This window comes from Aeromonas media (assembly GCF_020423125.1).
GTDB classification, from domain to species: domain Bacteria; phylum Pseudomonadota; class Gammaproteobacteria; order Enterobacterales; family Aeromonadaceae; genus Aeromonas; species Aeromonas media.
Genome location: NZ_CP075564.1, coordinates 3291560 through 3317924, shown reverse-complemented (window position 1 = coordinate 3317924; position 26365 = coordinate 3291560). Strand labels below are relative to the sequence as shown.

General features: G+C 61.3%; 21 protein-coding genes and 1 pseudogene. 10 read left to right on the top strand and 12 right to left on the bottom strand.

Translation table 11 applies throughout. From position 1 onward, the window contains the following. Positions 1 to 16: 16 nt before the first annotated feature. Positions 17 to 946, bottom strand: coding sequence for a GGDEF domain-containing protein (locus tag KI797_RS15225; RefSeq protein ID WP_226169937.1), 930 nt, complete (start codon positions 944 to 946; stop codon positions 17 to 19). 230 nt (positions 947 to 1176) lie between these two features. Here KI797_RS15225 and KI797_RS15220 point away from each other — a divergent pair, with 230 nt between their 5' ends. Further along, entirely contained in the window at positions 1177 to 3129 is a 1953-nt protein-coding gene (locus KI797_RS15220) for a monovalent cation:proton antiporter family protein (RefSeq protein ID WP_171276651.1), read from the top strand. Positions 3130 to 3170: 41 nt separating this feature from the next. Here KI797_RS15220 and KI797_RS15215 read toward each other — a convergent pair whose 3' ends face one another. From KI797_RS15215 to KI797_RS15200, 4 genes are all read right to left on the bottom strand, one after another. Continuing rightward, a complete protein-coding gene (locus tag KI797_RS15215) occupies positions 3171 to 4316 on the bottom strand; it encodes a patatin-like phospholipase family protein (RefSeq protein ID WP_226169936.1) in 1146 nt (381 codons plus the stop codon). 175 nt (positions 4317 to 4491) lie between these two features. Next, complete coding sequence (locus KI797_RS15210) at positions 4492 to 5349, bottom strand: alpha/beta hydrolase (protein WP_226169934.1); 858 nt, start codon at positions 5347 to 5349, stop codon at positions 4492 to 4494. 71 nt (positions 5350 to 5420) lie between these two features. Further along, entirely contained in the window at positions 5421 to 6002 is a 582-nt protein-coding gene (locus KI797_RS15205) for a TetR/AcrR family transcriptional regulator (RefSeq protein WP_042649511.1), read from the bottom strand. A gap of 92 nt (positions 6003 to 6094) precedes the next feature. Beyond that, positions 6095 to 6739: a response regulator gene (locus KI797_RS15200; protein ID WP_005324525.1), complete on the bottom strand. Its 645-nt coding sequence runs from the start codon at positions 6737 to 6739 to the stop codon at positions 6095 to 6097. 159 nt (positions 6740 to 6898) lie between these two features. Between KI797_RS15200 and KI797_RS15195 the strand changes: the two genes are divergently transcribed. Beyond that, on the top strand, positions 6899 to 7525 hold the full coding sequence (locus KI797_RS15195) for a glutathione S-transferase N-terminal domain-containing protein (protein WP_042649510.1): 627 nt from the start codon (positions 6899 to 6901) through the stop codon (positions 7523 to 7525). 67 nt (positions 7526 to 7592) lie between these two features. On the opposite strand, the gene KI797_RS15190 is transcribed toward KI797_RS15195, so the two are convergent. The 5 genes from KI797_RS15190 to KI797_RS15170 form a co-directional block, all read right to left on the bottom strand. Continuing rightward, positions 7593 to 9719 carry an alpha-amylase gene (locus KI797_RS15190; protein WP_226169933.1) on the bottom strand — a complete coding sequence of 709 codons (2127 nt, stop codon included), beginning with the start codon at positions 9717 to 9719 and terminating at the stop codon, positions 7593 to 7595. 239 nt (positions 9720 to 9958) lie between these two features. Further along, entirely contained in the window at positions 9959 to 11125 is a 1167-nt protein-coding gene (locus KI797_RS15185; protein ID WP_182786061.1) for a hypothetical protein, read from the bottom strand. Then, complete coding sequence (locus KI797_RS15180) at positions 11125 to 11496, bottom strand: GtrA family protein (protein ID WP_005324511.1); 372 nt, start codon at positions 11494 to 11496, stop codon at positions 11125 to 11127. The genes KI797_RS15185 and KI797_RS15180 overlap by 1 nt, the downstream gene beginning before the upstream one ends. Then, entirely contained in the window at positions 11493 to 12530 is a 1038-nt protein-coding gene (locus KI797_RS15175) for a glycosyltransferase family 2 protein (RefSeq protein WP_005324509.1), read from the bottom strand. The genes KI797_RS15180 and KI797_RS15175 overlap by 4 nt, the downstream gene beginning before the upstream one ends. A 59-nt stretch (positions 12531 to 12589) precedes the next feature. Beyond that, a complete protein-coding gene (locus tag KI797_RS15170; protein ID WP_042649507.1) occupies positions 12590 to 13135 on the bottom strand; it encodes a hypothetical protein in 546 nt (181 codons plus the stop codon). A gap of 309 nt (positions 13136 to 13444) precedes the next feature. On the opposite strand from KI797_RS15170, the gene KI797_RS15165 reads away from it, so the two are divergent. The 4 genes from KI797_RS15165 to KI797_RS15150 all read left to right on the top strand — a co-directional run bounded on the left by KI797_RS15165 (position 13445) and on the right by KI797_RS15150 (position 16792). Next, positions 13445 to 14212: a substrate-binding periplasmic protein gene (locus tag KI797_RS15165; protein WP_226169932.1), complete on the top strand. Its 768-nt coding sequence runs from the start codon at positions 13445 to 13447 to the stop codon at positions 14210 to 14212. Between the two features lie 91 nt (positions 14213 to 14303). After that, complete coding sequence (locus tag KI797_RS15160) at positions 14304 to 15785, top strand: L,D-transpeptidase family protein (protein ID WP_041206242.1); 1482 nt, start codon at positions 14304 to 14306, stop codon at positions 15783 to 15785. 148 nt (positions 15786 to 15933) lie between these two features. Further along, on the top strand, positions 15934 to 16479 hold the full coding sequence (locus KI797_RS15155) for a YcbK family protein (RefSeq protein ID WP_041206241.1): 546 nt from the start codon (positions 15934 to 15936) through the stop codon (positions 16477 to 16479). Between the two features lie 61 nt (positions 16480 to 16540). Next, positions 16541 to 16792 carry a hypothetical protein gene (locus KI797_RS15150; protein ID WP_042649504.1) on the top strand — a complete coding sequence of 84 codons (252 nt, stop codon included), beginning with the start codon at positions 16541 to 16543 and terminating at the stop codon, positions 16790 to 16792. A gap of 94 nt (positions 16793 to 16886) precedes the next feature. Here the strand turns inward: KI797_RS15150 and KI797_RS15145 are convergent, their stop codons facing one another. Beyond that, positions 16887 to 17501 carry a trimeric intracellular cation channel family protein gene (locus tag KI797_RS15145; RefSeq protein ID WP_226169931.1) on the bottom strand — a complete coding sequence of 205 codons (615 nt, stop codon included), beginning with the start codon at positions 17499 to 17501 and terminating at the stop codon, positions 16887 to 16889. A gap of 135 nt (positions 17502 to 17636) precedes the next feature. Beyond that, positions 17637 to 18401 carry a sulfate transporter CysZ gene (gene cysZ, locus KI797_RS15140; RefSeq protein ID WP_226169930.1) on the bottom strand — a complete coding sequence of 255 codons (765 nt, stop codon included), beginning with the start codon at positions 18399 to 18401 and terminating at the stop codon, positions 17637 to 17639. Positions 18402 to 18511: 110 nt separating this feature from the next. Here cysZ and KI797_RS15135 point away from each other — a divergent pair, with 110 nt between their 5' ends. The 4 genes and pseudogenes from KI797_RS15135 to KI797_RS15120 all read left to right on the top strand — a co-directional run bounded on the left by KI797_RS15135 (position 18512) and on the right by KI797_RS15120 (position 26349). Then, positions 18512 to 21886, top strand: a complete 3375-nt coding sequence (locus tag KI797_RS15135; RefSeq protein WP_226169929.1) for an AAA family ATPase — start codon at positions 18512 to 18514, stop codon at positions 21884 to 21886. 15 nt (positions 21887 to 21901) lie between these two features. Further along, positions 21902 to 23029 (top strand): cell division protein ZipA, encoded by a 1128-nt coding sequence (gene zipA, locus KI797_RS15130; RefSeq protein ID WP_226169928.1) that lies wholly within the window; start codon positions 21902 to 21904, stop codon positions 23027 to 23029. 99 nt (positions 23030 to 23128) lie between these two features. After that, positions 23129 to 24310: pseudogene (gene ligA, locus KI797_RS15125) on the top strand (NAD-dependent DNA ligase LigA); the annotation flags it as partial. A 92-nt stretch (positions 24311 to 24402) separates the two neighbouring features. After that, on the top strand, positions 24403 to 26349 hold the full coding sequence (locus tag KI797_RS15120; RefSeq protein ID WP_226169926.1) for a BRCT domain-containing protein: 1947 nt from the start codon (positions 24403 to 24405) through the stop codon (positions 26347 to 26349). Positions 26350 to 26365 lie beyond the last annotated feature (16 nt).

Sequence of the window (26365 nt, the reverse complement as noted above, 5' to 3'; positions counted from 1 at the left end):
CGGGATAAACGGCGCCCTATTCGAGGATGCCCGCTTCGCCGGCCTTCTTGCGGGCGTAGAGGTGGGCATCCGCCGTGGCATAGAGCCGCTCCACGTCCATGCCAGAGTGCCAGCTGGCGGCTCCCAGGCTGCACCCCACCGAGAAGGCGCTGAGCTCCTTGTGGCTGTGCAGTACATGTTGCAGCCGCAGCCAGACCGGGCGCCAGGCCTCGGGGTCCGCGGGTTGCTGCAAGAGGGCAAACTCATCCCCGCCGAGGCGAAACGCCTGATCCGTGCCGCGAATGCAGCCTTGCAGCAGTTGGGCGAAGCGGCTCAGCACCAGATCCCCCACCGGATGACCCCAGGTATCGTTGACCTGTTTGAAACGATCGAGATCCAGCAGTACCAGCACCAGACCGTGGGGTTCCCGGCAGTGTTGCTCCACCGCCCGGCCGATGGCCTCATCGAAATAGGCGCGGTTGCCAAGCCCGGTCAGATGATCGAGCCGCACCTGCTGTTCCAGCCGGCTCAACCGAAGATAGAGCGGCAGAGGCAGGCAGAACAGTTGGTGATATTGCTCCAGCAGCCGTCGCTGGCCGTCGCTCATGGGCTGATCCAGCTCGTACTGCAACTGGCCGAGCAACTGTTCATGCTGGCCGCGCAGCTCGAAGCGATAGCCATGCAGCACCTGTCTGGCCTGGGGTGGGTGAGCGATGAGGCTGTGAGGCTGGCCGCAGTCGAGGTGGAGCGTGTGGATCCGGACAATCTTTGCCACCCGCTCGGCAAAGATTGCCAGCAGGGCGTCAAGATCCCGTTGCCTCAGCAGCTCCTGAAGTTGCTGATAAGGATCCTGTCCGGTCAACGGCGTGAGCCGCTCCATCTGCTGTACCCACTGCTCTATGCCGTGTCCGAAGCCGTTCAATGACGATGTGTTTTCCACGTTGCAGCCTTGCACTTCTCCACTCATTAGGCGGGTTACTGCAATCCTCGTGCCCAAAATATGTTCGATGGAAAACAAAGGCGCTGGCTAGGCTTAACGAGATGAAATGGGAGGGTAAATAACCCCAGTGTGCCGCTTGTCGCGAGCGCCCGGAAGAGGCGGGATCCTGTCCCGTAGCCCTGAAGATGACCGGACGGTGCGAGGAGCCCGATGCACAGTCTCATCATGCCATGGGGACAGATAAAAGAGAGGGATGTGTGTACGCCGATGTGTTGATCCTGCTGCTCTCCGCCGTCCTGCTGGTGGCCATCTTCCGACGCCTGGGTCAGCCGGTGATCCTCGCCTACCTGTTCGTCGGCATGTTGCTCGGCCCCCATGGCGCGGCCATCGTCACCGGGCAGGCCATGATGCAGACCATAGGGGAACTCGGCATCGTCTTCCTGATGTTCTCCCTCGGGCTCGAATTCTCGCTGCCGCGCCTGCTCGCCATGCGCAAGCTGGTGCTGGGGGTCGGCGGCCTGCAGGTTCTGCTCACCTCATTGCTGTTCTTCTGGCTCGGCTGGTGGTGGGGTCTGAGCCTGCCTCAGGCGCTGGTGGTGTCGGGCACCCTGGCCCTCTCCTCCACCGCCGTGGTGATCAAGCAGCTCGGGGAGTTGCAGCAACTCCATACCCGGCGGGCCCAGCTCGGGGTGAGCGTCTTGCTGTTTCAGGATCTGGCGGTGGTGCCGCTGCTGGTGATGATCCCCATACTGGCCAGGCCCGAGGTGCAGGGCAGCGCCTTGTTGGCGGAAGTCGCCTGGGCCTCCCTCAAGGGGCTGTTTGCCCTGTCAGTCTTGCTCGCGGTGGGAAAATGGCTGCTGCCCATGGTGTTTCACGAGGTGGCGCGGGCGCGATCCGATGAGCTGTTCGTGCTCAGTACCCTGCTGGTGGCCTTGCTGGCGGCCTCTCTGACCCAGTGGATGGGGCTCTCCATGGCGCTCGGGGCATTCCTGGCGGGCATGATGCTGGGGGAGTCCCACTACCGTCATCAGCTTGAGGTGGATATCAAGCCGTTTCGGGACGTCTTGCTGGGGCTCTTCTTCATCACCATCGGCATGACCATGGAGTGGACGCTGGTGGCGAACGCCTGGTGGCAGGTGCTGCTCTGCGTGCTCGGGCTCATCCTGTGCAAGTCGCTGCTGGTGCTGCTGGCGGGCCGGTTGATGGGGGAGCGCAAGCGCGATGCCATGGCGGCCGGCATCATGCTGAGCCAGGTCGGCGAGTTCGGCTTCGTGCTGCTGGCGCTGGCGAGCCACCATGGCCTGCTCGGTCACGAGATGGTCTCCCTGCTCATCGGCGTCGGGGTCATCACCCTTTCTCTCACCCCCTGGTTGGTGCAGCGGGCGCTGGGGCTCGCCCACTCCCTCACCGACGGGGCCCTGCTCTCGCGCGCCGGGGTCGCCCAGTCGGGGCTCAGCAAGCATCAGCATGTCATCATCGCCGGCTTCGGGCGTACCGGGCAGACCTGTGCCCGCTTTCTCAAACTCGAGGAGATTCCCTTTCTCGCGCTGGATCTCGATCCCGAGCGGGTGAGCGAGGCCAAGCTGGCGGGGGAGCAGGTGGCGTTTGGCGATGCCAGCCGGCGCGACATCCTGCTGGCGGCCGGTCTGATGCGGGCTCGCCTGGTGATCATCACCTTCGACGATCGCAAGCGGGTCGATGCCATGCTGACGCAGATCCGGGCGTTGGCGGGGGATCTCAAGGTGCTGGTGCGAACCCGGGACGACAGCTTCCTCGAGCACTACAAGCAGGCCGGGGCCTTCGAGGTGATCCCGGAGTCCCAGGAGGGTGCCCTGATGCTGGTGTCCCACCTGCTGGTCAACTGCGACGTCCCCCTAGGCCGGGTGATCCGGCGCATGGAGCACGAGCGCAGCAGCCAGTACCGCTTCCTACATGGCTTCTACTGGGGAGATCAGAGTGCGGGCAACCTGGAGACGGATCAGTTGCTGGAGCGGCTGCACCCCGTGTTGCTGCACGATCAGGCCTGGGCGGTTGGGCGTCGGGTGCGGGAATTGCCCCTGGGGGAGGTGCGCATCAAGGCGGTCCATCGCGGAGAGCGGAGCCTGGAGCCGAGGGCCGATCTGAGGCTGCTCGCGGGAGATCGGCTGGTGCTGTTTGGTACAGCCGTGGCCATGGAGCAGGCGGAGCAGCGCCTGCTGGAGGGGCATTAGGCCCTTATCCTGGCGACGACTCCCCTGGTGACGCAGCCTGTTCAGGCCTCCTCGCGGATCCGCTCTTCGATGTCCAGGAAAGACTCGATGTGCTGACGTTGCGCCATTGCATCCTGATACCCCAACCTTATCAACTGCTGACAGTAACCCGGGTGAAACATCAGGAAGCTGGCCAGACTGCTGCTCTCCTGGCCGTTCACCCCCAGTACCCGCAGCAGGCGGCGCAACTGGGTCGGCAGCTTGGGCAGGTAATCGAGGGCGATGAGGTCGAGATCCTGGCTTGGCCTGATGACGCAGGTCTCCATCTGGCGCAGCTTCAGTCGGTTGCGCTCCCGCGGCGGGATGAGCGACAGGGTCTGGTTGATGCGCCCCAGTCGCTCCAGATCCGAATTCAGGGTGTCGGAGAAGACGGTGTTGAGCAGGTGGCTGGCGATGTTGGAGCTGGTCAGGCGGCTCTGGTGCGGGGACGCGCCCCCCTGATGGGGTGAATCCAGCGTCACCAGCAGGATCCGCTCTGCGCCCAGGTGAATGGCGGGGCTCAGGGGGCTCAGCTGGTGGATGGAGCCGTCACCATAGAAACGATCGCCTATGGGTGTGGCGGGAAAGACGAAGGGCAGGGCCGCCGAGGCCAGCAGGTGATCCGAAGTGAGCAGGGTGCGCAGGCCGCGCCGCCTGGCCCGCTCCCAGGGCTGATGCTCGGCCCGCCCCTGGAAGAAGGTGGTGGAGAGGCCGTCGTCATAGTCGGAAGCCGTGATGGCGATGGCCTCCAGGCTGCCGTAGAGGATGTTGTCATCGATACGGTGATAGTCGATAAGCTGATCGAGCAGGCGGCGCAGGGGGGCATTGTCGAACAGGTGGAAGGCGAGGTTGCTCTGGGGGCTGATGAGACCGGCCGAGCCCTGATACAGGGTGCGCCACAGCAGCTGGCAGGGATGAAAGTCGAAGATGTGATGGGTCTCGAAACGGCGCCATACCCACTCCAACTTGCGAACCCCCAGGTGAAAACAGGAGGCGTAGCACGCCAGCGCCGTGATGTTGAGGGCTCCCGCCGAGGTGCCGCACAGTATGGGGAAGGGGATGCCGAGGTTGCGGGGATAGAGCTCGGCCACTGCCTTGAGGACGCCGACCTGATAGGCGGCGCGAGCACCACCACCGGTCAACAGGAGAGCTGTATTGGGTCTGGCCATGCTGCTGTCCCTTATTGTGATAGCGCCACGGCTGATAAAAGGAGGTCGGCCATGATGCTGCGCCTTATTGTGATTGCAAGGGCGGGGTGCCACCGCGCAATTTAACTATAAGACGTTGTATCCCGGATAAAAATGGGCCGCCTCATCATTTTTTGAGGCGACCGGTACGGCGGGATCAGGCCGTGCCTCTGGGCTGGGTCAGCTGATCGAAGGCGGCGAACACGGGGGGGCTTGTCAGGATGCGACCATGGCCTAGCCCACGGGTGCTGACCAGTCGGGTGCGGCCATCCTCTACCGCCCGCAACGAGTCTTTATGGGGGGCGAACCTGTCCTCCTCGTCGTGAACGATGAGGGCCGTCCCCTGGCGGCGGGCGAGACGACCCAGGGGGTCGACAGTGCTCAAGGGATGCTGGTATTCGTGCTCGATCTCCTTGACCACCGCATCGAACAGCCGGATGGAGTAGCCGGAGCGGGCCACCATGCCATAGAGCTGGGGCACATAATCGAGCACGGGCGAGATGAGCAGCAGCGGCAGCGTGTCGAGGGCGGGGTGGCGGCTGCTGAGGGTGACGGCGCCCCCCATGCTGTGGGTGATGACCCCCTGAACTGGGCCGACGCGCGCTAGGATTTCGTCGAAGGCGCACACGAAGCGGGGCAGGTGCCCCGTGCTGCCCTCGCTCTGGCCGTGGGCGGGGTGATCATAGGCCAGCGCGGTGAAGCCCTGGGCGGCGATATGGTTCATCAGCGGGTAGAACTGGCTGGCACTGCCGGACCAGCCGTGCATCAGCAGCCACACCGGGCCCTGGCCAAGCCGGTAGCTCATCAGGGTACCCTCACCGGTGTGGATGGCCTGCTGCACCAGCCCGGCGGGGGCGGCGATCTCCCGGGTTGGGCGCTGCGGGGTCAGCAGCAACTTGCTGGCGGTGCGCTTGGCGTGGGCCGGTGCCAGTGCGTGGTGCAACCGGGTGCCAAGCCCCAGCAGCAACTTGCTCGGGCTGACGCGGCGGGTGTTGAAATAGATCTTGCTGCTCATGGTCATCCTGTGGTTTTTATGTGCGAACGGTCGTGCTTTTTTGTCTGTTTTTAAAAAGAAGAACCAGAACCTCAGCGCCAGCTGGTCAGCAGATCTTCCACCTCGGGCCAGAAGTGGCGGGCCGGATCCTGACACAAGTCCAGCGCATTGAACACCTGATCTCCCAGATAGAGGCCATATAGCCGGTAGACGGCGCGCCAGGGATCCAGATCCCTGCGCCATTCTCCCTTCTCCTGGCCCTGCACCACCTGGCGAGCCAGATAGTCGAGCCAGAAACGCACCAGCTGGCGGGCCGCCTGCTGCACCTCCCCCTCCTGGGCTGAAGTCCAGGCGTCGAGGAACATGCAGCGTCCGGCAAAGCTCTGGTTCCACGCCAGCCAGGCCTGCAGCAGGGCCAGCAGTTTCTCCTGCTGGGAGCCGTGCCGTTGCTGGCGCACCGGCTGGATCACCCGCTCCCGGAACACCTCGGCAGAGTAGGCGAGCACGGCGATCTGCAGGTTGTCGCGAGACTGGAAATGGGCAAACAGGCCGCTCTTGGACATTTCGCATGCACTGGCCAGCGAGCCTATGGTCAGGCTCTCGAGCCCTTGCTGGCTCGCCTGCTCGAAGGCGGTCTGCAAAATGTTGTCGCGGGTCAGACGGCCCTTGCTCATCGCACTCTCCTCTCTGGGTTCTGCAGCATAAAGTACGATCGTGCTAATTGTCGAGCAACAAACCGCCATAGTGGTGGAGACAAGCTGCTGACTCAGCTGTCCTTGATGTCCATCTGCTGCAGGGCGATGACCGCCTGGGTGCGGTTCTTGACCCCGAGCTTTCTGAATATGGCGGTGATGTGGGCCTTGATGGTGGCCTCGGAGACGTTGAGCTCCCAGGCGATCTGCTTGTTGAGGCTGCCGTCCCGCAACATGATCAGCACCTTGTATTGCTGGGGGGTGAGGCTGGCCAGCTTGCTGGCAAAGTCGGGGCCATCCTCGGACTCAGGGTGGAGGGAGATCCCTTCCGGCACCCAGTTGTCCCCCCCGATCACCGTATTGAGGGCGCTGACCAGCTCCTTCATGGGCACCGACTTGGGAATGAAGCCCAGGGCCCCGAGTCGCAGCACCTGCTGGATGATGGCGGCATCTTCCGAGGCAGAGACCACGACGATGGGCAAGTCCGGGTACTGGCCGCGCAGATAGGCCAGCCCCTCGAAGCCATTGGCCCCCGGCATCTTGAGATCGAGCAGCAGCAGATCGACTTCGGGGTGCTCCGCGAGCAGGTGGGTCAGGCTGTCGATGGAGTCGGCCTCCAGCAGCCTGGCCTCGTCGATGGCCATGTGCACCGCTTGATAGAGGGCGCCCCGAAACAGGGGGTGGTCATCTGCGATGACGATGGTAAATTGGCTGTCCATTGCTCACATTTTTGCTAACTGATTGTTTTGAAAAATCAAACTAGCACTGCTCCCCAAGGGGGTCAAACTCGCTGGTGTGCAAATGTGAGGCGACCATGAGATGTCGTGCCAACGGGGCCGACGGGGTGGTCATGAACAACCCAACGCAGGAGGCAATTGATGGGATCCTTGGTATTGACGGTAGGCACAGGTTCCACCTGGGCAATGCGGGCGTCACTGGTGCTCGCCATGAGCGGGCTGGAGTGGCAGGAGCAGGTGTTCGATCTGGAGGATGCCAAGGCGTTGCAACGGCTCAAGCGCACGGCGCCGGCCGGGCTGGTGCCCTGGCTGGATGACGGGATGCTGCGCATCCACGACTCCCTCGCCATCGCCGAGTATCTCCACGAGCTGTGCCCGGCGCGCCACCTCTATCCGACGGACCGGGCCGAGCGGGCATTGGCCCGCAGTCTGTGCGCCGAACTGCACGCGGGCTTTGGCCAGATCCGCAGTCGTCTGCCCTTCTTTTTGGGAGCGCCGACCCAGAGCGAGCCGCCGGTAGAGACCATCGGCGAGCTGGCTCGCTTGCAGACCATCTGGTCCCAGGCGAGAGGGCGCTTCTACTTTGGGGAGGCAGGGATCCTGGATGCCTTCTATGCGGTGATGGCCTATCGGTTGGCGAGCTACGGCATTTCGCTGCCCGGTCAGGCGGGCGCCTATCAGCAAGCCTTGCTGGCCTGGCCCCTGTGGCAGGAGACCCTGGTCAAGGCACGGCTGCAGTGGCCGGCCATCGCCCGGCAGTCGGCATGAAGTGTGCCTGTGCAATGAGAGAGGGGAGCCACTGGCTCCCCTCTTCGTTTGTCCGATTCGTGCCCGGTTATGGCTGCCGGCCGGCGAACACCACCACCACCTTGTCCTCCCCCTTCTCCCGCACGAAGGCGTAGGGGGCATCGGACAGCTTCTTGTGGCTGCCTGCCGCCACCGCCGGGTGGGCAGCGCGGAACTGGCCGAGTTGCTGCCAGTGCTTGACCAGATCGGCCTTCTCGCCGCTCCCCAGCTCCTGCCAGTTCATGTCGGATCGCACGCTCTGATCGAACACGCCGCCATCCTTGGCGAGCCCGCGGCCGGACTCGTCCCCGTAGTAGAGCTGGATGCCCCCCGGCAGCATCATGAAGCTGCTCGCGACCCGTCGTTGTAGCGGCACGTCCTGATAGTCGCCGAAGAACAGCTTGGTGTCGTGGGAGCTGATGTAGCTCAGCACGTTGAACTCGGGATCCTGGTTGATGCGGCTGGCGTAGCTGGCATAGGTGGGCTCGGCGCCCGCCATGCACTGGGCCTGGGGCAGGGCGAACTCCCGCTGATAGTCGAAGTTGATCAGGGAATCGAAGCCGTTCTGATACCAGAAATCCTTGGCGACCCCGTGATCCCATACCTCGCCCACCATGTAGAAGGGCAGATCGTCGAGGGCCTTGTCTGGGTTGGCGGCCTTCCACTCCTTGAGCGCGGTGGTGCCCGCCTGCTTGAGCTTGGCCCAGACCGCGGGCTCCAGATGCTTGACGGTGTCGGCCCGGAAGCCGTCTATGCCAAAGCGACGCACCCAGTCGGTGTGCCAGGCGATGAGGTAGTCGCTCACGGTGGCGTTGGGCAGGGTCTTGGCCCGGGTGTCTTTTTTCGCCGCCAGCAGCGGCGGCAGGCCCACCGGCTTGGTGGACTCGGTCAGGAAGTCCGGCAGCCCCGCCACCGAGCCGGTGACATCGTCGGTGCCGGGCTGCAGGTAGCCGGGCAGGCCGGCGCGCACCCAGTCAGGGCCCCACCATTTGCTGCTCCAATCGCTCGATTGATAGTCGATAAACTGGTTGTAGCCATGCCAGTTGAGGCCACCGCTCGGGCGCCACTCGTTCCAGCGGGTCGGCAATTTGCCGGTGTTCTGGGTGAGATCGGTGAGCCCCAGATCCTGCAGATCCGCCAGGGTGGCGTAGCCGGCGTGGTTCATCACCACGTCCAGGATGATCCGCATGCCGCGCTTGTGGGCCTCGTCCACCAGGGTCTTCAGGCTCTCCTCGTCGCCGTAGTTGGGGTCAATCTTGGTGAAGTCGAGCGCCCAGTAGCCGTGGTAGGCGTAGAAGGGGAAGTTGCCCTGTTCGCCACCGCCGATGAAGCCGTGCACCTGCTCCACCATGGGGGTGATCCAGATGGCGTTCATGCCGAGGGACTTGATGTAGTCGAGCTTCTCGGTCAACCCCTTGAAGTCGCCGCCATGCCAGGTGGCGACCTCGTCCTGACCATCTTTCTGGCGGCCGAAGCTGTGGTCATTGGCGGGATCGCCGTTGTGGAAGCGGTCGGTCAGCAGGAAATAGACGCTCGCCTGCTCCCAGCTGAAGGGCGCGGGTTTGGCCGCCTTGACCGGCTCTAGCAGCAGCAGGCCGCCGCTCTCCTTGCTCGGTGTCAGGGTCAGCTTGCCGCCCTTGACCACGGCTTCCTGTCCCGAGTAGGCATCCCGCAACCGGGTGCCGTCGGGCCAGACTCCCTTGAGTGATGCCGTGACCGGGCCGCCGTCCCAGGTGATACAGGGCTCTGTGGGGGGTTGGCGCTTGAACTCGCTCTTCTTGGTCGCCCGCAGCACCTTGAGGCTGGGGGTATCCGGGTTGAAGGTGAACTCGTAGTCACCGGCCAGCATCACCCTCAGGGTGAAGCTCGCCCCCTTGCTGCACTTGTCCATGGGCTGGGCTGTGCCGAAGGGGAGCGGCCTGGCCTCGGTCGGCCCGAAGCTGGTGCCACAGCTGTTGCCCGCATCGGCGATGCGGATCTGGTGGCTCCCCTTGTCCAGCCTGTGGGTCAGGGTGACGGTGCCCTTGTCCAGCGTCAGCGCCTCGGCCACCGGTTTGCCATCCACGTGGAGATGTACCTCGGGGGCTGCCAGCGCCTGACCGACGAACAGTGGCGTGGCCAGCAGGGCGAGCCACAGGGAGGATGGGCGGAGATCGAAACGAGGCGAGGGACGCATAGGCCATTCCTTGAGCTGAGTGAGGATATCGGGTTCCGTTGAGGCACTCATTCTAGGGGCCCTGCGGGTAGGCTTGGACCGGCAAAATGCCGATTTGTGAGGTCAGTTCAAATGGTTACGTTTTCAAGCCCGGCAAAGTGTGATGGCCGCCCTGCTGCCCGCAGCGCGGCGCCATAAAAAATGCCGGTCGATGGACCGGCATGTTCAGGTGGGGCTGTTCGCCTGCGGGGGATCGTTCGTCAGACGGTAAAGAACTTGAAGTTGACGAAGGCCACCGCGATGAAGGAGGCGACCATGCCGCTGATGCAGAGCACCGCAGGGCGGATGGACGGCCAGCGATGGGCCAGCAAGATGATGGCCAGCAGGGTCGGGTAGAGGCCGAACATGTAGCGCGGCATGGCGTTGAGCCCGGTCATCAGCGGTATGGTGCAGCAGATGAACATCAGGGTCGCCTCGGCCCAGCGCTTCTGGCTGAACAGGTAGCCGTTCAGGCACCAGCCGAAGATCACCATGATGGAGAGGTAGGCCTTGCGACCGCCCAGCTCGAAGCCGCTCAGCCACCAGTCCAGGGGGCTGTCCATGTAGCGACCCCAGGCGACCTGGATGTGCTTGAAGGCGAGCGCATCCCCGGTCAGGTGATAGAGGTAGACCATGTATGAGAAGAGGCCGAGGGGGATGAGCCAGAGGGTGAACACCACCTTGAAAGCCCGCTCGGTGAAGCGGAAGAATTCGCGCCAGCCATAGGCCTGCAGCGCCAGGATCAGCACGGGGAACACCATCATGACCCCCAGGTTGCGGGTCCCGGAGATGAATATCCCGAGGAAGGCCACCATCAGCCACTGCTCGCGGTAGGCGAACAGGAACATCCCCAGCATCAGCGCCATGAACATGGACTCGGTATAACCGGAGACGAAGTAGGCGGAGAAGGGGGAGAAGGCCAGCAGCCAGACCCCGAAACGGGCGGTCTCATCCCCCAGCTTGAGCTGGCGCAGCACCAGCAGCATCAGCGGCAGGCTGATGAAGAAGGCGATGTTGGCCACCAGCATCAGGCCGATCAGGCTCTCGATGTTGAGCAGGCTGGAGAGCCCGCCAGCAAGCATGGGGTAGAGCGGCATGAAGGCCCAGTTTGCCGCGTTGCCCTTGCTAAGCCAGCGTGGGTAGAGGTCGTAGCCGTTCTCGATAATGCGCTGGAACCAGACGCAGTCGAACTGGCAATAGGCTTGCAGCGGGCCTATGTCGGGGGCGCCGTAGAGCTGGACGCCGAAATAGCCCATGCCGTACAGGGCCACCCGGCTCAGCACGAAGGCGGCGATGATCATCAGCCAGTCGCGGCTGCTGATGCGCAGTGACGGGCGATAGGGGAGGGCATCCCCGGCGAGGGGAGGGGTATTGGTCATGTCATTCATCAGGCAAAAACCCAGACGCGAGAGAGTATGTAGGTGAGTACGGTAACGGTCAGGGTGGCAATCACCACCGGCAGCAGTCCGGAGAGGCCCGCAAACAGCAGGCCGCTCAGGATCAGGTTACGCACCGCCAGGGAGAAGAGGGCCACCAGCAGAAACTTGCTGGCGGCACCCTGCTTCTGGAAGGTGATGTAGCGATGGCCGAAAAACGAGAACCAGAACGCGATGGCAAAGGCCAGGGTCGTGACCAGGTGCTCAGAGATGGCGGGCCAGGTATGGAACAGGGCGATGGAGGTGCCCAGATCGACGAGGGTCGCCCCCCCGCCGACAAAACCGAAGCGAACCAGCCGCCAGAATTCCTCGCGGGAGATCATTGGGACGCCGGCTCCTGCTTGTCCGCATCCTGCGCCTTTTCACTCTGGGTTGCCGCCGCATCCGGCTGCTTGCCCGCATCCTGCCGGGCATACTGGCCGTAGACTCCCTCGATAAGGTAGACGGGGCGCTGCTTCACTTCCACGAACATGCGGCCTATGTACTCGCCTATGATGCCGAGCGATAGCAGCTGAATGCCGCCGAGGAACAGCATCACCGACATCAGGGAGGCGTAACCCGGTACGTCGATGCCGAAGAACAGCACCTGGGTGATGATCTTGAGGATATAGAGGAAGGCGATGAAGGAGACGCCGACCCCGACGTAGCTCCACACCCGCAGCGGCCAGCTGGAGAAGCTCATCAGGCCGTCGAGGGCGAAGTTCCACAGCTTCCAGTAGTTGAACTTGGTCTCGCCGGCGTGGCGGGCGGGGCGCTCGTAGGGCACGCCGACGGCACGGAAACCAGCCCAGGCGAACAGCCCCTTCATGAAGCGGTTGCGCTCGGGCAGTTGCTTGAGAGCCTCGACCACCTTGCGATCGATGAGTCGGAAGTCACCGGCGTTCTCCGGCAGCTTGGTGCTGGTGGATAGGGCGTTGAAGAAGCGGTAGAAGCCGCCTGCGGTGAGGCGTTTCATCGGGGTGTCGGCGCTGCGATCCACCCGGATGCCGTAGACGGTGTCATAGTCGCCGGTCTGCCACAGCTTGACGAATTCCAGGATGAGGGCGGGGGGATCTTGCAGATCCACGTCCATGGGGACCATGGCATCGCCCTTGGCCTGATGCAGGCCTGCGGTCATGGCCGCTTCCTTGCCGAAGTTGCGGGCCAGGTTGACCAGGGTCACGCGGGGATCGCGGGCAATGGCCTGTTCGACCACTTCACGGGTGCGGTCGCGGCTGCCGTCATTGACGAACACGATTTCAAGCCGGTCTTTGAGGGGAGCCAGTTCGGCATCTATCGCGCTGATGAAGGCGTCTATGCTCTCTTCCTCGTTGTAAACGGGCACGACCAGAGAGAGTCGAAAATCGGCATGCGACATGGGAACTTCCTTATTGAAAGAATTATTTTATAAGACTACTGATGCTGGGATCTTCAGCTTCACTGCGCGACGGTCAGGCGTACCGACTGGACGTTGAGCGGTGTCGGAGCGGAGAGCGCAAGGAAGTTGGGATGCTTGGGATCGGCCGTCAGGGAGTCGCCCGGCAGGTTGAGCCTGATTTCGTTGATGCCCGCTTTGGCCAGCTTGACCGTGGTGGTGAAATCATGGCCGAGCGCCACCTTGAGCAGGGTGCCGGCTTGCGGACTGTTGATCCTGGCCTGGATGGTGAGCTGCTCAGGTTGAGCCTGCTGCTTGGGCAGCACGAAATAGAGTCCACCCTGACCGCTCAGCTCGGTGCCTTGCTCGCTCGGCTTCTTGGCCCAGCCTTCGCTCGAGAGGAAGCGGCTCGGTTTGGTCAGGTTGAGTTCGTTGCCCGGCTGGTAAGTCATGCTGGAGTTGTGTTCCCAGAAGCGGGTCTTGCCTTCCAGGTAATAGAGTTTGTAAGCCAGGCTCACATTGGGGTGAGCGGCCAGGTAGAGGGTGTAAAGGTAAAAACCGCTCAATGCCAGGATGGCAGCCAGAAAACCGAACTTTTTGTAGGTCATATTACTCACTCGATGCCCGACGGATAGGTAGGCTGGATTCGCGCATATGCTAATCCAATTGCAAAAAAAGCATAGTGGATCACAAAAATAAATTTGCTCACATATTAACCCCCAATCCCCCTGCGTACCAAGGGGCTTTGGTGTCGTGCGCATCCTGCTTTTGTGGCGGGCATCCAGTGTGACCTGGGCCCTGTCCTGCCCATGGCCTTATCAGGCAAATGGCTGATATAGTGCATCGCTGTGGCAGGATCTGTCGCCATTTTCGTTTGACAGAATTAAGATGACCCGTCCCGCCGTCAAGGATGACCCATGAGACTGCTCTTCCTGTGTGTGCTCTGCTGTTTGCCCCTTCACTCGCTGTTGGCTCAACCGCTCTGTCCTTCCCCGCTGCGTGTCGGTTTCGATGACTGGCCCCCTTACCACTATTACCAGCAGGATGGCGACAAACGGCGGCTACGCGGCTTCGCGGTCGACTATCTCAACGCCGTCTCGGCCCGGCTGGGATGCCGTCTCATCTATGTAGAGCGTCCCTGGAAGCGGGGGCTGCACGAGCTGGAACTGGGGCGGCAGGACATCGCCATGGAGGCCTACTTCACTGAGGACAGGGCGCGCTATGCCTGGTTCTCCACCGCCTACAATCCGGGGAGGACGGCGCTCTGGGTGCGCAAGGCCGGTACCGACGATGAAACGGATCTGGGGAGCTGGCTGGCTCAGGGCCACCGGCTGGGGATCACCCGGGACTACTACTATGGTGCCGAGATCTCCGAACTGCTGCGCCGATACCCTGATCAGGTGAGCGCAGTCAATGACGTGCAGAATTACCGCAAACTGGTGCTGGGTCGGATAGACGGATTTCTCGGGGATAGTTTGGCCACTCCCTGGGGTCTGAAGAAAGAGGGGCTGTCGGAGGAGGTGGTCCCCCATGTGATGGGGATCTACGAGACGCCGACCTCTTTCATGTTGAGCAAAAAGACGATATCGAACGAATTTGTACAGCGATTCAATCAGGCGATCATGGCCGTTGGCAAGAGCGGGGAGCATGCGCTCATCTGGCGACGCTACACCTCCGCCCGCTAGCAAAGTCGCCGCCATTCCCGCATCATGGGCACCTGACCGTTGCGCCTGACAGGCCGAAGTGAACCGATTTGAGGCAAGCGTGGTAAGAAGCATGGGTAAGAAGTATTGGTTGGCATTGGCAAACCTTATCTGGCTGGGCTGCTGGCCGGCTGGCATGGTCCATGCCAGCACAGAACAGATGGTGGTGGCCAGTCCCAGCATCCAGCATGACTGGTATCAGAACAGCACCGCAGAACAGGCTCGCCATGAGCTGGAGCTGCAACTGCAGGAGGCGGTGCTTGCCCAGTTGCATCCGGATTTCTATCGGCTCTGGCAGCAGTTGCAGAAGACCCCGGCCGATCGGCGCGGCGCCCTCTACGACGAAGCCTTCGGCAAGCTGGCGCGTTTCCAGCAAGCCTGGCGCGCCATGGACCTGGTCGCCCGCGAGCAGATGCAGACCCTCAAGCTGGACCTGACCAAGCCCCTGGCCCATGAGCCCCTGGGTGACAACCTGCTGGATCAGGTCAAACAGCTCAGGCCCCAGGTCGCCGAATATGAGGCCGTACGCGATGAAGTGCGCAAGCTGCTGGCCATGCCCATGGCCAAGCATTGGCCGACCCTGGACATGCCGACCCTGCGAGCCGGGGAGAGCGCTACCGAGCTCGGCCAGATCCGCTCCATCCTCAACGAGCTGGGGGACGGTGCCCCGAACCACCAGGATGCCACCTATGACGCCGAGACCGAGCAGGCCATCAAGCAGTTCCAGCGCCGCCATGGCCTGACAGCCGACGGCATCATCGGCCGTCAGACCCGCTCCTGGCTCAATACCGGGCCGCAAGTGCGCGCCAGCCTGCTGCTGCGCAACCTGTGGCGTCGGGATCTGGTGGATCACCTCGCCGGCCGCTACGTGCTGGTCAACATCCCGGATTACCGTCTGAGTGTGGTGGAGTCCGGCAGCGAGGTCTTTACCAGTCGGGTCATCGTCGGCAAGGAGCAGCGGGCCACCCCCATCCTTGCCAGCGAGATCCGCTCCATCGTGCTCAATCCCGCCTGGCATGTGCCGCGTTCCATTCTGAGCAAGGACATTCTGCCCAAGCTGGGACGGGATCCCGCCTATCTGGACCGCGAACAGTTCGAGGTGATCGACGGCGAGGGCAATCCGGTGCAGTTCAGCGAAGATGGCTGGCACCATGCGCTGGCATCGGGCTTCCCCTATCGGTTGCGGCAAAAGCCGGGGGATCACAATGCCCTGGGGCGCTACAAGTTCTACCTGCCGAACAACGATGCCATCTACCTGCATTCGACGCCGCGCAGGGCTCTGTTCGAGCAGGGGGCACGTGCCTTCAGCTCCGGTTGCATCCGGGTCGAGCATGCGGACGATCTGGCCGAGCTGCTGCTCGCGGACTCCCGCTATCAGCCGGACAAGGTCGCCAGCATCCTGAAAGAGACCCAGACCAAGTGGTTGCCGTTGACTACCCCTATCCCGGTGTTCACCGTCTACTGGAGCAGCTGGATCGATGAAGAGGGGCGCCAGCAACTGCGCAATGATATTTACGGATTCGATCGAGTGAGCTTTCAGAGCCGCTTGCTGTGATCCCCGCCACAGAGTGAAGAGCCCGGCCAGTGCCGGGCTTTTTCATGGGCCTTTGCGGTTTGACATGACTTTTACGGGCGGGTAGTTTCGGCCTCTGTATCAAATTCATTCACCACTGTTACTTCACTCTGGAATGGACGGACAACGGATGCTGGAACAAGAGATAAGCCGACGCCGTCTGCTGCTGGGGGCCGGTTGCCTGATGGGGGCCAGCCTGCTGTCGTTCCCGGCCGTGGCGAGCCGCAGTACCACAGGGCGTGAACTCAGCTTCTTCAACCTCAATACCGGCGAGCGGGTCAACGCCAGCTATTGGGAGAATGGTCGTTATCTGAACGATGGTCTGGCGGAGCTCAACCATATCTTCCGCGACTATCGCCGCAACGAGGTGTTCAACATCGACAGGAAGCTGTTCGATCAGCTGTTTCTGCTGCAGCACAAGCTGGGCCGCAAGGGGGAGATCCAGCTCATCTCGGGGTATCGCTCCCCGGCCACCAATCGCCAGAAGCGCCAGCGCAGCCGTGGCGTCGCCAAGCACAGCTACCACACCCTGGGACAGGCGGTGGATGTACGCATCCCCGGTGTGCAGCTGGCGCACCTGCGCAAGGCTGCCCTGAACCTCAAGGTCGGCGGCGTGGGTTACTACCCCTCCGACAATTTCGTCCACCTCGATACCGGCCCGGTGCGCAGCTGGTAACGGGTTGGCACAGGGCAGCCTTGAGCTGCTAGGCTCTGGGCACTATCCAGAGGAGAGACAGATGAAGCAGATTCTGATCGGGGGCCTGATCGCCCTGCTGCTGACCGGGTGCAGCAAGCTGAACCGGGAAAACTACGACAAGCTGAAGATGGGGATCACCTATGCCGAGGCGAGCGCCATCCTTGGCAAGGCGGAGCGCTGCGACGATGCGCTCGGTACCACCAGCTGCGTCTGGGGCGGGGACGGCAAGAATATCAAGATCCGTTTCATCGCCGACAAGGCCACCTTCTTCAGTTCGGAAGGGATCAACTGAGTCAGTTTTTTCACTGCCATCAGCAACAAAAAAGCGCCATCCGGCGCTTTTTTGTTGTGTGCAATCCAGCCAATCTGGCCAGAAACTGGCGCGCTCAGTGGGTGGCGTACTGGTAATTGAAGGTGGGGAGTCCCCACTTGAAGCGCACCGCCAGCAGCCGCAGCACGAAGCCGATGCCGATGGCCCCGAAGGCGGCCCAGTCATTGGGCAGGCCCTGATCCAGTGCGAAGCAGTAGAGAGCTGCCGTCACCAGTGAGACGGCGGCGTAGAGCTCGCGCTTGAACACCAGCGGGATGCGCTGGCACAGCAAGTCCCGCAGCACGCCGCCAAACACCCCGGTCACCACCGCCATGATGCAGGCGATGCCGGCCCCGTGGCCCATCTCGAGCGCTCGGGCGGCGCCAAAGATGGAGAAGACCACCAGCCCCAGGGCATCGAGGGCCAGGAACAGCTTGCCGAGATAATGCATCAGCGGGGCCGAGATGACGCCTGCCATGGCTGCCCCCGCCACCAGCAGCACATATTCGGGGTGCTCCACCCAGAGCAGGGGGTAGTGCCCCAGCAGCACATCCCGGATGGTACCTCCCCCTATGGCCGTCGCCGAGGCGATGATGACGACACCAAACAGATCCATCCGCCGCCGGCCCGCCGCCAGCGCGCCAGTCATCCCTTCGGCCACCAGGCCGAGCAAGAAGAGTGCATGTAACATGAGTTATCCCAGGGTGCGAGAAAGGCCCGCATCCTAACAAGCCTGGTCTGGCACGACAAGCACTCTCACCTTTGCATTAGATTAAGTAATGAAAAAGGGGGCCTATGCCCCCGTTTTTGGTTATGACTGCGTGGCTCAGCGGCGGAGCTGCTTGCTGCGATACTGATCCACCCACATGGCGGTGGCGCCACAGATGGCGACCGGCATCACGAACAGATTCACCACCGGGATGGCGGAGAAGAGGGTGACCAGGGCGCCAAAGCTCAGGCACTTGCCGCGGCGCTGCTTCAAGGCATCGCGCATGGTGATGAAGCTGATCTTGTGGTTGTCAAATGGATAGTCGATGTACTGGATCGCCATCATCCAGGCGCTGAACAGGAACCAGAGCACAGGGGCCAGGGTCTGGCCCACCACGGGAATGAGGAACAGGATCAGGCAGCCGATGGCCTTGGGCAGGTAGTACTTCAGCTTGGTCCACTCCCGGCTGAAGGTGCGCGGCACATCCTTGACCACGTCCAGCATGCCGGTGTCGCTCACCGCCTCGCCGGTGAGGATCTGCTCCACCTTCTCCGCCAGCAGGCCGTTGAAGGGGGCCGCTATCCAGTTGATCACCGAGCTGAAGATGAAGGAGAACACCACCAGTATGGTGATGAGGGCGATGGGCCACAGCAGGTAGTCGAGCCAGGAGAGCCAGGCCGGGATCTGCTGATGCAGCCAGGCGAACAGGCCGTCGAGTTGCAGCAGCAGAGCATAGAAGGCGCCGGCGAACAGCACGAAGTTGACCAGCAAGGGGATAAGCACGAAGGTGCGGATGCCCGGCTGGCGGATGAGGGAGAAGCCGCGCAGGAAGTAGTCTGCGCCGCTGACCGAATCTTTGACCATGTGAGGGGATTGGCTCATCTGAGATCCATCAATGAAGGGGTAGGGTGCCAGCATATTACAAACAAGCCTCCAATTTGGTAAAGTCGCCTGCCCGCCTCCTCTTTATTTCGCTACCCACATAGGCCGCCATGCGTCTGAAACTGATCAAACTCGCCGGCTTCAAGTCGTTCGTCGAGCCGACCCGCATCGAACTGTCGGCCGACATGACCGCCGTGGTGGGCCCCAACGGCTGTGGCAAATCCAACGTCATCGATGCGGTGCGCTGGGTGCTGGGGGAGAGCTCGGCCCGCCACCTGCGCGGCGAGAACATGACGGACGTCATCTTCAACGGCTCCATCAACCGCAGCCCCCATGGCCGCGCCTCGGTGGAGCTGGTGTTCGACAATCCCCACAACCGGGTGCCCGGTGAATTTGGCCGTTATACCGAGATCTCGGTGCGCCGCGAGGTGCTGCGTGACGGCTCCAACCACTACCAGATCAACGGCCAGAAGTGCCGCCGCAAGGACGTGACCGACCTCTTCCTCGGCACCGGCCTGGGCCCGCGCAGCTACGCCATCATAGAGCAGGGCACCGTCAGCCGGTTGGTGGAGTCGCGCCCGGCGGACCTCAAGCTCTTCATGGAAGAGGCCGCCGGGGTCTCCCGCTACAAGGAGCGGCGCCGGGAGACAGAGCAGCGCATCCGCCACACCCAGGAGAACCTGGAGCGCCTCGGCGACATACGTGGCGAGCTGGGTTCCCGTCTCGAGCATCTCAAATCCCAGGCCGAAACCGCCGAGCGCTACAAGCAGCTCAAGGGCCGCAGTCGCGCCGCAAGGGCCGAGCTCATCGGCTCCGAGTTGTGGGCGCTGGAAACCCGCCTCGGCGAGGCCAAGAGCGAGCTGGCCCAGGCAGAGCAGGCGCTGGCGGCGCTCGATGCCAAGCGCACCGCGGACGAAGGGCGCCACGTCACTCTATCGGTAGCCCGTCAGGAGGCGCAAGCCGAGCAGGCGAGCCGTCAGCAGCAGATCTTCCTTGGCGGCCAGGCCATCGCCCGCCTCGAACAACAGCAGCTTCATCAGACCGAGCTCGGTCGCGACTGGCAGGCACGGCGTCAGGCCCTCGGCGAGCGCATCGAGACCATCAGGGGGGAGCTGGGGAACCAGCAGGAGCAGCTGACCGAGGGCATCCTCAAGGGAGAGGTGGAGTCGGCGCGCCTCGAGCAGTGTGAGCAGTTACTTGCCGATCAGCAGGCCGTTCGCCTCGCGGCCGGTGAGCGGCTGGAGCTGGCCCGCCAACGCCAGCAGCAGTGGCAGCAGCAGCTCGGCCAGGCACAGGGCAGGCTCAACCAGACCCGCGCCCAGCGAAGCGGCCTGCAGGAGTTGCAAGCCAAGACACGGCTGGCGCGACTCAAGCTGGAGGATGAACAGGCCGGTCCCCTCGGCGGGGAAGGTGAGAGCCTGCAGCCCGCGCTGGATGCCCTGTCGGATGAGCTGGCACTCTCTCGTGCCCGCCACGAAGTGTTGGAACAGGCGTGGCAGGCCGGCGTGGCCAGCCACGAGGCCCTCAAAGAACGGCGGGATAGGCAGGGTGGCCTGCTGCGCGAGCTCGGCGCCCGCCTCACCACTCTTAACCAGATTTTGGGGGAGCAGATGCTGGGCGCCACCCTGGCGGATCGGCTGCAGGTCGCCCCCGAGTGGGCCCAGGGGCTGGACAAGGTACTCGGGCGCTGGCTCACCGCCGAGCCGGGGGACCAGTGCAACCTCGAGCAGGGCGGACTCTGGATTGGCCCGGCTCACCCTGCGGTGCCCGGTACCCTGGCGGCCCGGATCGAGGGGGATCACATCCCCGCCTTCCTCAACGTCATCTGGCTGGCCGATGACAGGGAGGCGGCCCTGGCCCGCCAGTCATCCCTCCTGGCCGGTGAGTCTGTGCTAACCCCGGCGGGGGACTGGTTTGGCCCGAACTGGGCCGATCTCGGCCAGGGCGGCGCCCTCGGCACCCTGGCGCTGCTCGGTGAACGTGAGCGGTTACACACCGAACTGGCCGCTGGGGAGCAGGCCCTGGTTCAGCTGGATGCCCAGTTGAAGGCCGCAGATGCCGACCGCGCCCATTTGCACAGCGCCCTTGAGGCGAACCAGCGCACCCTGCGCGAGCAGGAGCTGCGATGGCAGCAACTGCGGGAAGCCTGGAGCCTGCAGCAGGGCCAGCGTCAGGAGCGGCTGCTGCGCCTCGGCCAGCTTGGAGAAGAGCTTGCCCGGCTGGACAAGGAGCAGGCCGAGGAGGCGCAGCGGCTTGCCGCGGCCCAGCAGCAGCTCGAGCTGGAAGAGGCGCAGCTTGCCGAGCTGCAGGAGCAGGGGGAGCCGCTGGCGGAGGCACTCTTGCTGGCCCAGGAGGGGGTCGCCAGTGCCGAGCGGGCGCTGGAGGAGGCGCGTGCGCGCCGGGAGCAGCAGCAGGCAAGCTACCAGCGCTGGCAACTGGCGCAGCAAAATCTGGCGCAGCTCATCGCCCTGCGCGAGCAGGAGCTGGCCCGGCTCGGGCTGGAACTGGCCGAGCTCAAGGGGCCGGACGCCCAGGCGGTGCAGGACATCTCGCCCCTGCTGGCGGAGCAACGCAACCTGGAGGCGCAGCAGCTGGCCTGCCATCAGCGGCTCGCCGAGCTGGAGCGTCAGCTGACCGAGCTGGAGCAGGCCAGAAGCGCCGACCACAAACAGTTGGTGGCCCTGCAGGAGAAGCTCGCCCAGCTCAGACTGGAGCGGGAGCGCAACCTCACCCGGCGACAGGGGCTGCACGAGCAGTTCGAAGAGCTGGGCGTGCGTCTGGTGGATCTCGATCAGGCCGTGCTGATCGCCGCCGATCGCGGCAAGCTGCGCCAGGAGATCCAGACACTGGAGACACAGGTGGAGGCACTTGGCGCCATCAACCTGGCGGCGCTGGAGGAGTATGAAGAGGCGAAAACCCGGGCAAGCTACCTGGAAAATCAGTGCCAGGATCTGGAGCCGGCGTTGGAAACCTTGAGCCAAGCCATTAAAAGAATTGATAAAGAAACACAAATACGCTTCCGCGACACTTTCGATAAGGTCAATGAAGATTTAAAATCCCTGTTCCCGAAAGTGTTCGGGGGGGGCAGTGCCTGGCTTGAGCTGACCTCGGACGATCTTTTGGAAGCCGGGGTGAGCATCATGGCAAGACCTCCGGGCAAGAAGAATGCTACCATTGCCCTGCTTTCCGGGGGGGAGAAGGCGCTAACCGCCCTTGCGCTGGTTTTTGCCATCTTCAGACTCAATCCAGCTCCCTTCTGTCTGCTGGATGAGGTGGATGCACCGCTCGATGAAGTGAACGTGGGTCGCTTCTGTTCTCTTGTCAAAGAGATGTCGAGCACAGTACAGTTCGTTTACATCAGTCATAATAAGGTCTCCATGGAGATGGCCGAGCAGCTGATAGGCGTCACGATGCAAGAGCCCGGGGTTTCTCGCATCGTGTCGGTTGACATCGGTGAAGCCGTCGCTTTGGCTGAGCAAAACTAGAAAGAGAAGCAGCTAATGCAGGAATTGCGTTACATCTTGGTTGCCCTGGGCGGTATTGCCATCGCGGCATTGCTCATTCACGGGTTGTGGAGCAACAGAAAGAACCGTCAGGCACCGATCAAGGAAAAACCCCTGGGTCGGATGGAATCCAAGTCACGGGATCGTGACAGCGATGCGTTTGACAGCGATGGCATCGGTCAGGTGCGCGTGGTCAGCGGTGGCCGTCGTGCCGAGCCCAAGCTGCGCAACGACGAGGCCCATCAGCCGGAACCCCGCCGTGCCGCCACCGTGCCCGCCTTCGATGAGGACGAGGATGACGATCTGCCGCCGCCCGTGGTGCGCAAGCCAGCCCCCCGTCCGGTGACGCCGCCCCCCGTCTATGAAGAAGAAGACGAGTATGAGGAGCCGAGCGCCGAGCCTGTCGAAGAGGTGCCTGCCGCGCCGGTACGCAAGCCTGCCCAGGTGATCCGCCGCACCCCGGTGCACCGCTCCCGCCCCCAGCGCGAACCCATGATGCAGCCACTGGACGACGAGCCGCTGGTGGAGCCGGCCTACGCCCAGGCGCCGACCTTCGGTGCCCGCGAGCCCGCGCCGCAACAGCAAGCCCGCTATGCCCAGCCCGCGCCTGCGTATGAAGAGCCCGATTATGATGACGAGCCCGCCTACGAAGAGCCGGTCCAGATGGCCGAGCCCGTTCAGGAGCAGCCGCCGGTCGAGAAGATCTGGCAGGATGTCTATGTCATCAACCTGATGGCCCGTCCTGGTCACGATCTGCAAGGGGCGACCCTGCTCTCCTCCCTGCTGGCGCTGGGCTTCAAGTTTGGCGAGATGGATATTTTTCACCGTCACGAGGATCTCAACGGCAAGGGTGAAGTGCTCTTCTCCATGATCAACATGGTCAAGCCGGGTACCTTCAATCCCTACCGCATGGAGCAGTTCAGCACCCCGGGTGTGTCCCTCTTCATGCAGCTGCCCCTGCGCAGCAATGCGGCCTTTGCATTCGAGCACATGCTGCAGGCGGCGGATCAGCTGGCGAGCGATCTCGATGCCATGCTGACCGATGCCTCGCGCAGCCCGCTCAGCGACGACGACATTGCCCGTTATCGCCATGAGCTGGCCGCCTACGAGGCCAGCCGCGACTGATGCGCCATTTGGCCTCAGCCATGAAAAGTGCGGTACCCCGGTGCCGCATTTTCATTTCTGCCCCAGACTGATTGTTCCATCACACTTCGAGACTTCTTCATGAGCGACATCCTCTCCCGCCACCGTCAATTGTGTGAGCTGCTGGTTGAATACGGCCATCAGTACTATGTGCTGGATAACCCCACGGTGCCGGACGCCGAATACGATCGCCTGATGCGCGAGTTGATTGCGCTCGAGGTCGACCACCCCGAGCTGAAAACCTCGGCCTCCCCGAGCGTGCGGGTCGGCGGCCAGCCACTCTCGGCCTTCAGCCAGGTGCGCCACGAGATCCCCATGCTGAGCCTGGACAACGTCTTCAGTGACGAAGAGCTGCAGGCCTTCGAGCAGCGCATGCGCGATCGCCTCAAGCGCGAGCTGAACTTCACCTTCTGCTGCGAGCCCAAGCTGGATGGTCTGGCGGTCAGCCTGCTCTATGTGGACGGCCAGCTGGTGCAGGCGGCCACCCGGGGTGATGGCGCCACGGGGGAGGAGATCACCGAGAACGTGCGCACCATCAAGGCCATTCCGCTCGTCCTGCGGGGCTCGGGTTGGCCTGCGCGACTGGAGGTGCGTGGCGAAGTCTTCATGCCCAAGGCCGGTTTCGAGGCGATGAATGCCAAGGCGCAGGCGGCAGGGGAGAAGGTGTTCGTCAACCCGCGCAATGCCGCCGCCGGCAGTCTGCGCCAGCTCGATTCCCGCATCACCGCCAGTCGTCCCCTGAGCTTCTACGCCTACGGGGTTGGCATAGGCGGCGACGAGCTGGGGAACTCCCACTTCGCTCGCCTCAACCAGCTCAAGGCCTGGGGGCTGCCGCTCAGCCCCGAGGTGAAGCTCAAGGAGGGCGCTGCCGGTTGTCAGGCCTTCCACGACGACATCCTGGCCCGCCGCAGCGAGCTTCCCTACGAGATCGACGGCGTGGTCTACAAGGTGGACGACATAGCGCTGCAACAGGAGCTCGGTTTCGTGGCCCGGGCCCCGCGCTGGGCCACGGCCCACAAGTTCCCGGCCGAGGAGGAGATGACCCTGCTGGAGAATGTCGAGTTCCAGGTCGGCCGTACCGGCGCCGTGACCCCGGTGGCCAAGCTCAAGCCGGTGTTCGTCGGCGGCGTCACCGTCTCCAACGCCACTCTGCACAATGCCGACGAGATAGCGCGCCTTGGCGTCATGATCGGCGACACCGTGATAGTGCGCCGGGCGGGGGATGTGGGTGTCACCTTAGTAGCTGATGTTTCACATAGACAGCACCACGCTACACTGGTCTAGTCTTCATAGTCTCCACTCTTGAGAGCAAGAGTTGCATTTAGAGGCACATAATAAATTTTTGGTATCAAAATATGAATGAATTCAAATTTAACGAAATACAGCTTTCTGCAATTAATAAATTAGACAAACAAATAAACACAAAAAAAATTGAACAGGCAATTATTAATAACTCTTTCAATGAACTTGATAATGATGAGCAAGAGATATTTCTAGAGGTTGCTAATGCTTGCTACCGAGCAGGCTTCCCTGTTATTGATGACTCAGAATATGATGTATTCTATAACCAGTTTTCTGAAAAGGAACCAGCTAGTTCATTTGTTAATTCTGTAGAGCCAGAAGTGCTTCATCTGGGGAAAACTGTACCATTACCTCAGAAAATGTTATCAACAGATAAAGCATATTCCAAAGAAGAGATTCAAAAATGGCTTGAGAGAATTATTAATTCTGCAAATGAATTAAATATAGATGCAAAAAGTATAAGTGTACGCGTTACACCAAAGTTAGATGGCTATGCAGCCTACGATGATGGTGAGCGTTTGTATACTCGTGGTGATGGCGTTAAAGGTCAGGATATCTCAAGAGCATTTGAGCGAGGGCTTCAAGTTGCACAGAGCGGTGCACGAGGGCTTGGTGCTGGAGAAATCGTTATCGATAAAAAATATTTTGAAGAGAATCTAAGCCAGCACTTCGAAAACTCACGCAATATTCAAGCCGCAATAATTGCTGAAAAGAATGTAGATCCATTGGTTCAGCAGGCAATCAATGATGGGGCATGTGTTTTTTACCCATTTGTCCTACTTAAAAATTGGACTGGGCATTATGAGCAGTTGATGACTGACTTCGAGGACATTATTGATAGCATTTGGAATACGGTTGATTATGATGTAGACGGAGTGATCCTGGAAGCAGTAGATCCCAGAATTAAAGAAAACATGGGCGCTACGCGGAAATTTCATCGGTGGCAGATTGCATTCAAAGTAAATGCTGAGTCCGCAGATGTGGAGGTTCTTGAGGTTACGCCTCAAACGTCAAGAACTGGAAGAGTTTCACCAGTTGCAGAGTTGGTGCCAACTAAGATTAGTGGTGCCACGATTAGTAGAGTGACAGTTCATCATTACAATATGGTCAAAACGAATGGTATTGGCAAAGGAGCTATTGTTCAGGTCGTTCGGAGTGGCTTGGTTATCCCTAAAATTGAAAAAGTAATTAAGCGGGTTGAACCACAAATCCCAACAAACTGTCCAAGTTGCCAGTCTCATCTAGTTTGGGAAGCAGATCACTTAATTTGTCAAAACAAAAGTGACTGTCCTGCTCAGACTGAGAATACATTGATTCATTTCTTTAAAACATTAGGTAACAATGATGGGTTTGGGCCGAAGGTTATAGAGAAGTTTACCAATAAAGGAATTAAGCACATACATGAAATATATGAGCTTAAAGCACATCATTTTTCTGGCTATGGCTTTGCAGAAAAAACAGCAAAAAATTTATTTGAACAGCTCCAGCTCAGTCGTAATGTAGAAATTGAGGATTGGCGCTTTCTATCGGCTTTTGGTGTAAGTCGCCTGGGTGGTGGTAATTGTGAGAAACTTCTTCGTCATTATTCTCTGACAGAAATATTTGATCTGTCTGCCGAGGATATCGGTAAGCTTGATGGTTTTGCACAACAGAGTTCAGAAGCGATTTTGGAAGGGTTGGCTAGCATTAAAGATGAGTTCTTTAAGGTCTACTCACTCGGTTTCAACTTGAGTATTACTCCCAAAGCATCCGATGATAGCCAGATTTCCACTCCTATTGCTGGGGCCACTATCGTTTTCACTGGCACTATGATTAAAGGCACTCGCTCCGACATGGAAAAACAGGCAAAGGCTTTAGGTGCTAAAGTTGCAAAATCAGTAACAGGTCAGACTACGTACCTTGTTACGGGAACAAAGGTCGGTGAAACAAAGATAAATAGTGCAAAAGAGAAAGGCGTTAAAGTTATCACAGAAGATGAGTATCTAGATTTAATTAGTTAAGTTTTGGGGTGTTAAA